We start from the raw sequence: 11,331 nt of genomic DNA on the forward strand, positions 1-11,331 counted from the left end.
CCACACCCATAAAATCCCCTCATGTTTCCAAATTTTACCCCACCCCCAGTTTTTCCCTACTTCCCTTCCCCCCCCGGCGGGGGCCCTACCCACCGAAATAATCCGTCGATCGGCCCCGGGCCCGCCCGTCGCCCGGCCACCACCCCTGGTGGACCGCGCTACGCACGGACTGCTGTGACGCGGATCAGCCGCGCGGCTTCTCGCGCATCTCGTACGTCGCGATGACGTCGTCGATCTTGATGTCGTTGAAGTTTCCGAGGTTGATACCGCCCTCGAAGCCTTCCCGAATCTCGGTGACGTCGTCCTTGAAGCGACGCAGACCCTGGATGGTGAGGTCCTCCGCGATGACCTTGCCGTCGCGGATGAGGCGCGCCTTGGTGTTGCGCTTGACCTCGCCCGAGCGGATGAGAACACCCGCGATGTTGCCCAGCTTGGACGAGCGGTAGATCTCGCGGATCTCCGCCGTACCGAGCTCGACCTCTTCGTACTCGGGCTTCAGCATGCCCTTGAGGGCCGCCTCGATCTCCTCGATCGCCTGGTAGATGACCGAGTAGTACCGGACGTCGACGCCCTCGCGGTCGGCCATCTGCGTGGCACGGCCTTCCGCACGGACGTTGAAGCCGATGACGATCGCGTCGGAGCCGGTCGCCAGGTTGATGTCCGACTCGGTGACCGCACCCACACCGCGGTGCAGGATCCGGATCTCGACCTCTTCGCCGACGTCGAGCTGGAGCAGCGAGGACTCGAGAGCCTCCACCGAACCGGACGCGTCGCCCTTGATGATGATGTTGAGGTCCTGGACCAGACCGGCCTTGAGCACCTTGTCGAGGTCCTCGAGGGAGACCCGGCGGGTGCGCTTGGCGAAGGCGGCGTTGCGCTCACGCGCAGCGCGCTTCTCGGCGATCTGGCGGGCCGTGCGGTCCTCGTCGACGACGAGGAAGTTGTCGCCGGCGCCCGGGACGTTGGTCAGACCCAGGACGAGGACGGGGGTCGAGGGACCCGCTTCCTCGATGTTCTGGCCCTTGTCGTCGAGCATCGCGCGGACTCGGCCGTAGGCGTCACCGGCGACCATCGTGTCACCGACGCGGAGGGTACCGCGCTGGACGAGCACGGTGGCGACGGCGCCGCGACCACGGTCGAGGTGGGCCTCGATCGCAATACCCTGCGCGTCCTGCTCCGCGTTGGCGCGCAGGTCGAGCGAGGCGTCCGCGGTGAGGACCACGGCCTCCAGCAGGCTGTCGATGTTCAGACCCTGCTTGGCGGAGATGTCGACGAACATGGTGTCGCCGCCGTACTCCTCGGCCACCAGACCGAACTCGGTGAGCTGACCGCGCACCTTGGTCGGGTCGGCACCCTCGACGTCGATCTTGTTGACCGCGACCACGATCGGCACGTCGGCCGCCTTGGCGTGGTTCAGCGCCTCGATCGTCTGCGGCATGACACCGTCGTTGGCCGCCACCACGAGGATCGCGATGTCGGTCGACTTGGCACCACGGGCACGCATGGCGGTGAACGCCTCGTGACCCGGGGTGTCGATGAAGGTGATCGCGCGCTCTTCGCCGTTGACCTCGGTGGCGACCTGGTACGCACCGATGTGCTGCGTGATGCCGCCGGCCTCGCCCGCGACGACGTTCGTCTTGCGGATCGCGTCCAGCAGTCGGGTCTTACCGTGGTCGACGTGACCCATGACGGTCACGACCGGCGGACGGGAGACGAGCATCTCCTCGCCGCCCTCGTTCTCACCGAACTCGATGGAGAACGACTCGAGCAGCTCGCGGTCCTCCTCCTCGGGGCTGACGATCTGAACGGTGTAGTTCATCTCGCCGCCGAGGAGCTGCAGCGTCTCGTCGGAGACCGACTGCGTGGCCGTGACCATCTCGCCGAGGTTCATCATCACGGCGACGAGCGACGCCGGGTTGGCGCCGATCTTCTCCGCGAAGTCGGTGAGGGAGGCACCGCGCGACAGGCGAATGGTCTCGCCGCCGCCGCGGGGCAGCATCACGCCGCCGACGGACGGGGCCTGCATGGCCTCGTACTCCTGGCGCCTCTGCCGCTTCGACTTGCGGCCACGACGCGCCGGACCGCCGGGACGGCCGAACGCACCCTGCGTGCCACCACGGGCACCCGGGCCGCCGGGACGGCCACCGAAGCCGGGACGGCCGCCGAAGCCGCCGCCACCGCCGCCGGGGCCACCGCCGCCGGGACGACCGGCGAAGCCGCCGCCGCCACCGGGACGACCGCCGCCACCGGGACCGGCCGGACGGCCGGCGAAGCCGCCGCCGCCGGGACGACCGGCACCGCCGCCGGGACGCGCGCCGGCACCAGGGCCGCGACCGCCGCCGCCACCGGGGCCCGGACGCGGGCCGGCAGCCGGACGCTGCGGCATCATGCCGGGGTTCGGACGGTTGCCCGCCGGGGCGCCACCGGGACGCGGAGCGCCACCGGGACCGCCCTGCGGACGGGGCATGCCGCCGGGGCTCGGACGGGCGCCGCCCTGACCCTGGGGACGCGGAGCGCCACCGGGGCCGCCCTGCGGACGCGGGGCGCCCGGGCCGGGACGGTCGCCGCCGGGACGCGGGGCGCCACCGGGACGGGGCGCCTGCGGGCGGGCCATGCCGGTGGAGCCACCGGAGGTGAAGGGGTTGTTGCCCGGACGGGGACCGGCCGGACGGGCGCCACCGGGGCGCGGGGCGCCCTGGCCGCCGGGGCGCGGAGCGCGCTCGGGACGACCGCCCTCGCGCTGACCGCCGTCACGCTGGCCGCCGTCACGGCCGGCGGGCGCCGGACGAGCCGGACGCGGGCCGGGCGTGGCGCCGGGACGCGCGCCGGAGGGGGCCTGCTGGGGCTGAGCCTGCTGGGCCTGCTGAGCCGGGGCCGGCGCGGAGAACTCCGCGGCGGGCACCGGGGTGACCGGCGCGGGCTTGGCCGGAGCCGGCTTCGGACCCGGACGCGGGCCGGGCGTGGGCCCACCCGCGGCGGGCTTGGTGCTGGGAGTGCTGGGTGCGGCGGTCTCCGCGGCCGGCTTGGGAGCCGGGGCAGCGGGACGGGGGGCGCCCGGAGTGGGGGCACCCGGCTTCGCGGGCGCTGCCTTGCGCGGCGCCGCGGGCTTCGCAGCGGACTTGCCGGCGTTGCCGCCGGGCCCCTGCAATGCGTCAGTCAACTTACGGACGACCGGCGCCTCGATCGTCGAGGACGCCGAACGGACGAATTCGCCAAGTTCTTGGAGCTTGGCCATGACGACCTTGCTCTCTACTCCGAACTCCTTGGCGAGTTCATATACCCGGACCTTAGCCACTTCGCTCCTTCTAGGTCCGGGGTGTCCACCGGACCGTCGCTACTTCATGGGCGTACTCATCGCGTACTCATCGAGTGCTCATCGCAATCTCGACCTACTTCCAACTCGCGAGGTACCTGACCGCACGGTGACCCGTGCCGTTCTCTTCTTACGGTGTTGCCTGCCGGTGCTGCCTCTACTCATCGATCTGTTCGATGTGCCGGCGCAGCTCCGCGGTATCGAGCGGGCCCTGGGACCGGAAGGCCCTGGGGAACGCCCGACGGCGGACCGCCAGGTCGAGACAGACCAGTGTGGGGTGCACGGACGCACCCCGGCCGGGCAGCGTACCGCGAGGATCGGGGACGCAAGCGCCATCGATCACCACGATCCGCAGCAGATCGCCCTTGGCCGCTCGCTCCCGGCATCCCACACAGGTTCGCTCAGGGCATGCGCGGGCATGCGTCCGGCCAGACACTGATTAAGTCTACCTCCCCGCGCCGACCCCACCCCTGGGGGGCAGCGATCGGGCACGCATACGTTTCGGCCACGATTCGTGGCCCGGTACGGGGCCCGCTCCGCGCGGACCCCGGCGCCCGGCTCGGAAAACTCTTCCGGGCCCTGTGCCGACCGGGGCGTATCCGCCCTGGTCAGCCCGCGTCGGCTCCGGTCAGTCCCGGTCGGACTGCTCGGTGTCGGGACGGATGTCGATGCGCCAGCCCGTCAGCCGGGCGGCAAGCCGGGCATTCTGCCCCTCCTTGCCGATGGCCAGAGACAGCTGGTAGTCCGGCACCGTCACCCGGGCGGAGCGCGCGCCGAAGTCCACGACCTCGACCTTGCTCACCCGCGCGGGGGACAGCGCGTGCGCCACCAGCTCCGCCGGGTCGTCCGACCAGTCGACGATGTCGATCTTCTCGCCGTGCAGCTCGGCCATGACGGCGCGGACCCGGCCGCCCATCGGGCCGATGCAGGCGCCCTTGGCGTTCAGGCCGGAACGGGTGGACCGGACGGCGATCTTGGTGCGGTGGCCGGCCTCGCGGGCGATGGCGGCGATCTCCACCGAACCGTCGGCGATCTCCGGAACCTCCATGGCGAAGAGCTTCTTCACCAGGCTGGGGTGGGTGCGCGAGAGCGTCACGGACGGACCGCGCACACCCTTGGCGACGCGCACGACGTACGTCCGCAGCCGGGTGCCGTGCTTGTACTCCTCACCGGGGACCTGCTCCTGCACCGGCAGGATGGCCTCCAGCTTGCCGATGTCGACCAGGACGTTCTTGGGGTCCTTGCCCTGCTGGACGATGCCGGCGACGACGTCACCCTCGCGGCCCGCGAACTCACCGAAAGTGATCTCGTCCTCCGCGTCGCGCAGACGCTGGAGGATGACCTGCTTGGCGGTGGTCGCGGCGATCCGGCCGAAGCCGGACGGGGTGTCGTCGAAGTCGCGGGCCTCCTCGCCCTCCTCCAGGTCCTGCGGGTCCTCCTTGGCCCAGACCGTCACGTGCCCGGTCGACCGGTCCAGCTCGACCCGCGCCCGGCGGCGGCTTCCCTCGGTGCGGTGGTACGCGATGAGGAGGGCCGACTCGATCGCCTCGACCAGCAGGTCGAAGGAGATCTCCTTCTCTCGCACCAGACCCCGCAGGGCACTCATGTCGATGTCCACGGCTACGCCTCCTCTTGGTTCTCGTCGGTTTCGTCAGCGGCCGCTTCGGCCTTTTCCGCGCTCTTACGGTTGAACTCGATCTCCACGCGGGCCTTCGCGATCTCGCTGAAGGCGATCCACCGGGACGTGGGCTTGCGGCCCTTCACGCCGGGCACCTCGAGGTCGAGCCCCGTGTCGTCCACCGCGACGATGCGGGCGACCAGCTCACCGCCCTCGGTGAGCTGCATCTTGATCAGGCGCCCGGTGGCCCGCACGTAGTGGCGGTGCTCGCTCAGGGGGCGGTCCGCGCCGGGGGAGGTGACCTCCAGGACGTACGGGGTGCCGCCCATGGCGTCGGTCTCGTCGAGCTTCTCGGAGGCCGCGCGGCTGACTTCGGCGCACTCGTCCAGCTCGACACCCGCGTCGGAATCCACCACGATGCGCAGCACACGCCGCTTGCCGGCCGTGGTCACCTCGACCTCTTCCAGATCCAGCTCTCGCGCGCTGACGAGAGGGGCGAGCAATTCGCGCAGCCTCTCGCTCTGGGTGGTGCTCATCCGGGTGACTCCTCGGCCGCGTGTGCTGTTGTGGGAAAGTCGCGTGTCAGGTCAAAGCCTATCTGTTCCGGCAGCCGGCTGACGATTCGGTCCCCGCTCCCGGGCGCCGCCACCGCTCGCCGGTACGCTCGCGTGCGGCGATCATGACAGGACCGGCGGAAAGAGGATCGTGGCGCTCGACTCGACGACGCGGGGCCCGTCCGGCCCGCGCAGACGCAGGGTACTGGCAGGGGGCGCGGCGGCCCTCGCGGCCGGGGGTTCCGCGGTGCTGCTGGCCGGGTGCTCCGGCGACTCCGCGGCCTCCGCGGGCCCGGCGGCCGCCGGCCGGCTGCGGGCCACCGCCGGCCGGGAGTCGGCGGCGCTGCTGGAGCGGTACGACGCCACGCTCGCCGCCCACCCGGCGCTCGCGTCCCGGCTCGGCCCCCTGCGCGCGGAGGTGGTCCGGCACGCGGAGGCGTTCGGCGCGGGTGCGGCGGCGTCCCCGTCGGCTTCCGCTCCGGCCCCGACGGCCCGTCAGAACGTGCCCGGCGAGGAGAAGGCGGCCCTGGCCGCCCTCGCCGAGGCCGAGCGCCGCACGGCCGACGCCCGGTCCGCCGCCCTCGTCACCGCACCGGCCGAGCTGGCCCGGCTCCTGGCCTCCGTCGCCGCGGCGGGCGCCGCCCACGCCTATCTGCTCGGTGGTGCGCCGTGACGGCCACCGGGGCGGGAGGCGGGGAACTGGCGGCGGCGCAGGCCGCCCTGGCGGCCGAGCACGCCGCCGTGTACGGGTACGGAGTGGTCGGCGCGCGGATCGGCGAGGAGCGGTCGGCGGAGGCGCGCGAGGGGTACGACGCGCACCGCTCGCGGCGCGACGCGATGGGCCGCGCCGTGCGGGAGCTCGGCGGCACGCCCGAGGCGGCGGCCGCGGGCTACGCGCTGCCGTTCGCCGTGACCGACGAGGCGGCCGCGGTGCGGCTGGCCGCGGAGCTGGAGAGCCGGCTCGCGGGCGTCTACGCCGACCTCGTCCGCGCCGCGGGCGGGGCGCTGCGCCGGGATGCGGCGGCGGCGCTGCGGGAGGCGGCGGTGCGCGCGGTGCGGTGGCGCGGCGGCAGCGTAGCCTTCCCTGGGCTCGCCGAGCGGGCCGCGCCCGGCGGCTCCCCGAGCGGTTCGCCGCACCGCTCCTGAACAGCGAAGACGAAAAGGACAGCGCAGGGATGACCAATGCGAACGACCGCCTCGGACCGCCGGAGCGGCTGGTGCGCACCCTGGGCGCGGAGTCCGCGGACGAGGTGGCCCGCGCGTGGCTCGCGGGGCTGCCGGCCCGGGTCGGTGAGTACCTGGAGCGCTGGGAGCTGACGCCCGAGCGGGTGCAGACCCCGGGCGGCCGGAGCGGGATGGTCGTGCTCGTGCACGGCGCCGACGGCACGCCCGCCGCGCTGAAGCTGTGCGTGCCGGACGGGTCGGCGGTGCGGGAGCACGCGGCCCTCGCCCACTGGAACGGCCGGGGCGCCGTGCGGGTGCTGCGGGCCGACCCGGAGGCGGGGGTGCTGCTGCTGGAGCGGCTCCACGGCGACATCAGCCTGCGTTCCCTGGCGGAGGCGAAGGCCCAGCTGGAAGCGGCCGGGGTGCTCCAGCGCCTGTGGTCGCCGCCCGCGGACGGCCACGCGTTCCCCGGAGTCGCCGCGCACACCGCCGCCCTGGCGGACGCGCTGCGCGGGTACCGCGAGGAGCCGTGGGCGGCGGACGTGCGGGGCGTCCTGGACGAGGCCCTGGAGCTGCGGGACGCCCTGGCGGACGGCGGCGGGGAGACTCCTTCCCTGCTGCACGGCGAGTACCACCAGGGTTCGGTGCTGGCCGCCGACCGGGTGCCGTGGCTGGCCGTCGGCCCCCGGCCGCTGGTGGGCGAGCGGGCGTACGACCTGGCGTGGCTGGCCGGCGACCGGGTGGACACGCTGCTCGCCGCGCCCGGAGCGGGCGCGGCGGCGCGCCGCCGGGTGGCGAAGCTGGCGGACTCCCTGGAGGTCGACGCGGAACGGCTGCGCGGCTGGACGGTCTTCCGCGCGGTGGAGGCGGGCACGCGCGAACTCGCCGCGGGGGCGCGGCCGCGCGGTGAATTGCTGTTGGAGTTCGCGGGGTTGCTGTGAGCCGGACGGGCTGTCAGCCCGTCCGGCGTTTGAGGACCGGGGTCCGAGGCGGAGCCTCGGTCACCGGAAGGGGTGGGGTGAGGGGGAACCCTCAGACCAGCGCCGCCACCCGCTCCAGCGCCTCCCCCACCGGCAGTTCCTCGCGCGCACCCGTGCGCCGGTCCTTGAGCTCCACCACACCGCTCGCCGCCCCGCGCCCGACGACGAGGATCGTCGGCACGCCGATCAGCTCCGCGTCGGTGAATTTCACACCCGGCGAGACGCCGGCCCGGTCGTCGACCAGGACGCGCACCCCCGCCGCGCCGAGCTTCTCCGCGAGCTCCAGGGCGAGTTCCGTCTGCACCGCCTTGCCCGCGGCGACGACGTGCACGTCGGCCGGGGCCACCTCGCGGGGCCAGCACAGGCCGGCCTCGTCGTGGGTCTGCTCGGCGAGGGTGGCCACCACCCGGGAGACGCCGATGCCGTACGAGCCCATGGTGACCCGGACCGGCTTGCCCTCGCGGCCCAGGACGTCGAGGCCGAAGGCGTCGGCGTACTTCCGGCCGAGCTGGAAGATGTGGCCGATCTCGATGGCCCGCCCGATCTCCAGGCCCGTCCCGCAGCGGGGGCAGGGGTCGCCCGGCTCGACGACGACCACGTCGAGGTAGTCGTCGACCTCGAAGTCCCGCCCGCAGACGACGTTGCGGGCGTGGGTGTCCGGCTTGTTGGCGCCGGTGACCCAGGCGGTGCCGGGGGCCACGCGCGGGTCGGCGAGGTAGCGGACCGTCAGGCCCTGCGGGCCCACGTAGCCGCGCACGAGGTCGGGCCGGCCGGCGAAGTCCTCGGCCGTCACCAACTCCACGACGGCCGGGGCCAGGTGCTCGCCCAGCTTGCCGAGGTCGACCTCGCGGTCGCCCGGGACGCCGACGGCCGTGATCTCGCCGTCGACCTTGACGAGGAGGTTCTTCAGGGTCGCCGAGGCGGGGACGCCCAGGTGCCGGGCGAGCGCCTCGATGGTGGGGGTGTCGGGGGTGTCGAGCTCTTCGACGGGCCCGTGGCCCGCGGGGTCGGCGGGGGGCACGGAGACCGTCACGGCCTCGGTGTTGGCGGCGTAGTCACAGGCCGGGCAGTCGACGAAGGTGTCCTCGCCGGCCGCGGCCGGGGCCAGGAACTCCTCGGACGCCGACCCTCCCATGGCGCCGGAGACGGCGGAGACGATGCGGTAGTCGAGGCCGAGGCGTTCGAAGATGCGGGTGTACGCCTCGCGGTGCAGCCGGTACGCCTCGGCCAGGCCCTCGTCGGTGGTGTCGAAGGAGTAGGAGTCCTTCATGTGGAACTCGCGGCCGCGCAGCACTCCGGAGCGGGGCCGTGCCTCGTCGCGGTACTTCGTCTGGATCTGGTAGAGGATCACCGGCAGGTCCTTGTAGGACGTGCACTGGTCCTTGACCGTCAGGGTGAAGATCTCCTCGTGGGTGGGCCCCAGCAGGTACTCCGCGCCCTTGCGGTCCTTCAGGCGGAAGAGGAGATCGCCGTACTCCTCCCAGCGCCCGCTCTGCTCGTACGGCTCCTTGGGCAGCAGGGCCGGCAGCAGGACCTCCTGGCCGCCGATGGCGTCCATTTCCTCGCGCACCACGCGGGAGACGTTCTCCAGCACCTTCTTGCCGAGCGGCAGCCACGTCCAGACGCCCGCGGACGTGCGGCGGACGTAACCGGCGCGGACCAGCAGCTTGTGGCTGGCGGTCTCGGCGTCGGCCGGGTCGTCGCGCAGTGTCTTGAGCATCGTCGTGGACATGCGCTGGACGTTGGCCATCGTGGTCTCCTGCGTGCGTAGTGCGATTGCCAGGAGATTAACGGCAGGCACCGACAGCCGGGAAACGCTTTGCCCGCGCCCGGCCCGGCCCGCGCCCCCTCACCCCAGCAACGGCAACGGCGCCCCCATCACGACATACGGACTCGGCGCGCTAGGGAAGTGCACCGGCCGGGCGAGGTCGCGGTAGCCCAGTGTGCGGTAGAGGGCGCGGGCCGGGCTCTCGGTGTCGATGGCGGAGAGGATGCTGCGGGGTTCGTTCGCGGACGAGGTGAGCGCGGTGATGAGGTTCCGTCCGATCCGCCGCTTCTGGAAGTCGGGGTGGACGTGCAGCTCGGTGATGACGAAGGCGTTGTCGAGCCAGCCGTCGGTGCCGGTGGCGCGCAGGTACGGTTCGACGACCCCGGACCACCAGTGGCCGCGGTCGTTGGGCATGCCGTAGACGAAGCCCACGAGGCGGCCGCCGGGGGTGGTCGCGCCCAGGGCGCGCGCCCCGGGGGACGTCAGGTGCCGGAGCACGATGTGCCGGCGGACACCGATCTCGTCCGCGGTCAGCCCGAAGGCGAGTGCCTGCACGGCCAGCGCGTCGTCCACCCGCGCGGCGAGGTCGAGCGGTCCGACCACGATGTCATCCATGCGGGGAGGCTACCCTTACGCCCGGCTACGGACGGCCTGGTCAGAACAGGACGCTCATGAACGCGCCGACTTCCTCGAAGCCCACCCGGCGGTAGGCGGCGCGGGCCGCGGTGTTGTAGTCGTTGACGTAGAGACTGACGACCGGGGAGACCTCCCGCAGGGCGTAGCCCAGGACGGCGGCCATGCCGGTCTCCGACAGGCCCTGCCCGCGGTGTTCGGGGGCGACCCAGACGCCCTGGATCTGGCAGGCCCGTGCGGTGGCGGCGCCGATCTCCGCCTTGAAGACGACCCGGCCGTCCTCGATGCGGGCGAAGGAGCGGCCGGAGCCGACGAGCTCGGCGACGCGGGCCTGGTAGAGCAGCCCGCCGTCCCCGGCGAGCGGGGAGACGCCGACCTCCTCGGTGAACATGGCGACGCACGCCGGCATGATCACGTCCATCTCGTCCTTGCGGATGCGGCGGACGAACGGGTCGGGCTCGACGTCCACGGGCATGGAGCGGGTGACCATCAGGGGCTGGTGGGCGCGGACCTCGCGGGCGGGGCCCCAGTGCGGTTCGAGGAGGGACCACAGCTCGGTGGTGGCCTCGGCGGGCCCGACGATGGAGGAGCAGCGGCGGCCGGCGCGGCGGGCGCGGTCGGCGAAGGCGCGCACGGCGTCGGGTCCGGCGCAGATGGGGACGAGGTTGGCGCCGGCGTAGCACAGGGATTCGAGCCGGCCGCCGGAGTACCAGCCCCACATCTCTCCGCCGAGCCGCCAGGGGTCGAGCCCGGCGACCTGGACGCGGGCGGCGACGAAGGCGTTGGCGACGGGGTCGCGGTCGAGGACGGCGAGGGCAGCGTCGAGTTCGCCGGGCTCCAGGACCTTGGTGGTGGTCGTCGTCAACACGTGTCGGTTTGCCTCACCGTCGCGGGCCGGTGGCCAAGGGGAACAGGTTCTGGAACTGTACCTCTATGCCTCCGGCAGTACTTCCTACGTGCGCGGATACGGCGGTGCCCCGCTCCGGGGAGCGGGGCACGGCGTGCGCCGGAGGGGTGCGCGAAGGTCAGCCGCTGACGCTGATCTCGGGCTCGCCGGAGGCGACGCCGTCCTTCTCCATCTGCTCGGCGAGCTTGAGGGCTTCCTCGATGAGGGTCTCGACGATCTTCGACTCGGGGACGGTCTTGATGACCTCGCCCTTGACGAAGATCTGGCCCTTGCCGTTGCCGGACGCGACGCCCAGGTCGGCCTCGCGGGCCTCGCCGGGGCCGTTGACGACACAGCCCATGACGGCGACGCGCAGCGGCACCTCCATGCCCTCCAGACCGGCGCTGACCTGGTC

At 73.0% G+C, this 11,331-nt stretch carries 11 protein-coding genes; 3 read left to right on the forward strand and 8 right to left on the reverse strand.

Annotated features, from left to right (window positions below; all coding sequences use genetic code 11):
• Positions 1–184: 184 nt before the first annotated feature.
• The 4 genes from infB to rimP form a co-directional block, all read right to left on the reverse strand.
• A complete protein-coding gene (infB, locus tag ABZ951_RS32560) occupies positions 185–3,295 on the reverse strand; it encodes a translation initiation factor IF-2 (RefSeq protein WP_361281579.1) in 3,111 nt (1,036 codons plus the stop codon).
• Positions 3,296–3,470: 175 nt separating this feature from the next.
• On the reverse strand, positions 3,471–3,749 hold the full coding sequence (locus ABZ951_RS32565) for a YlxR family protein (protein WP_344093583.1): 279 nt from the start codon (positions 3,747–3,749) through the stop codon (positions 3,471–3,473).
• Between the two features lie 192 nt (positions 3,750–3,941).
• Positions 3,942–4,931: a transcription termination factor NusA gene (gene nusA / locus ABZ951_RS32570; protein WP_344093585.1), complete on the reverse strand. Its 990-nt coding sequence runs from the start codon at positions 4,929–4,931 to the stop codon at positions 3,942–3,944.
• Positions 4,932–4,933: 2 nt separating this feature from the next.
• Positions 4,934–5,467, reverse strand: coding sequence for a ribosome maturation factor RimP (rimP, locus tag ABZ951_RS32575; RefSeq protein WP_344093587.1), 534 nt, complete (start codon positions 5,465–5,467; stop codon positions 4,934–4,936).
• Between the two features lie 169 nt (positions 5,468–5,636).
• On the opposite strand from rimP, the gene ABZ951_RS32580 reads away from it, so the two are divergent.
• From ABZ951_RS32580 to ABZ951_RS32590, 3 genes are read left to right on the forward strand one after another with little or no spacing between them, the layout of a single operon-like run.
• Entirely contained in the window at positions 5,637–6,158 is a 522-nt protein-coding gene (locus tag ABZ951_RS32580) for a hypothetical protein (RefSeq protein ID WP_344093589.1), read from the forward strand.
• Positions 6,155–6,631, forward strand: coding sequence for a ferritin-like domain-containing protein (locus ABZ951_RS32585; protein ID WP_361281584.1), 477 nt, complete (start codon positions 6,155–6,157; stop codon positions 6,629–6,631). Before ABZ951_RS32580 ends, ABZ951_RS32585 begins: the two co-directional genes overlap by 4 nt.
• Positions 6,632–6,660: 29 nt before the next feature.
• A complete protein-coding gene (locus ABZ951_RS32590; protein WP_344093593.1) occupies positions 6,661–7,590 on the forward strand; it encodes an aminoglycoside phosphotransferase family protein in 930 nt (309 codons plus the stop codon).
• Positions 7,591–7,681: 91 nt separating this feature from the next.
• Here ABZ951_RS32590 and ABZ951_RS32595 read toward each other — a convergent pair whose 3' ends face one another.
• The 4 genes from ABZ951_RS32595 to ABZ951_RS32610 all read right to left on the reverse strand — a co-directional run.
• Entirely contained in the window at positions 7,682–9,379 is a 1,698-nt protein-coding gene (locus tag ABZ951_RS32595; protein ID WP_344093595.1) for a proline--tRNA ligase, read from the reverse strand.
• Positions 9,380–9,478: 99 nt separating this feature from the next.
• A complete protein-coding gene (locus tag ABZ951_RS32600; protein WP_344093597.1) occupies positions 9,479–10,012 on the reverse strand; it encodes a GNAT family N-acetyltransferase in 534 nt (177 codons plus the stop codon).
• Positions 10,013–10,052: 40 nt separating this feature from the next.
• Positions 10,053–10,898 (reverse strand): GNAT family N-acetyltransferase, encoded by an 846-nt coding sequence (locus ABZ951_RS32605; protein WP_344093599.1) that lies wholly within the window; start codon positions 10,896–10,898, stop codon positions 10,053–10,055.
• 157 nt (positions 10,899–11,055) lie between these two features.
• The coding region (locus tag ABZ951_RS32610) for a flavodoxin-dependent (E)-4-hydroxy-3-methylbut-2-enyl-diphosphate synthase (protein ID WP_361281589.1) at positions 11,056–11,331 on the reverse strand (276 nt) is incomplete at its 5' end.

Origin of the sequence: Streptomyces sp. NPDC046215, assembly GCF_040646215.1 — a bacterium.
Classification (GTDB): domain Bacteria; phylum Actinomycetota; class Actinomycetes; order Streptomycetales; family Streptomycetaceae; genus Streptomyces; species Streptomyces stramineus.

Bases quoted from the DNA above. Each gene is read 5' to 3' on its own strand.
- ABZ951_RS32590 (WP_344093593.1), top strand. From the start codon at position 6,661: ATGACCAATGCGAACGACCGCCTCGGACCGCCGGAGCGGCTGGTGCGC.
- ABZ951_RS32600 (WP_344093597.1), bottom strand. From the start codon at position 10,012: ATGGATGACATCGTGGTCGGACCGCTCGACCTCGCCGCGCGGGTGGAC.
- rimP (WP_344093587.1), bottom strand. From the start codon at position 5,467: ATGAGCACCACCCAGAGCGAGAGGCTGCGCGAATTGCTCGCCCCTCTC.
- ABZ951_RS32595 (WP_344093595.1), bottom strand. From the start codon at position 9,379: ATGGCCAACGTCCAGCGCATGTCCACGACGATGCTCAAGACACTGCGC.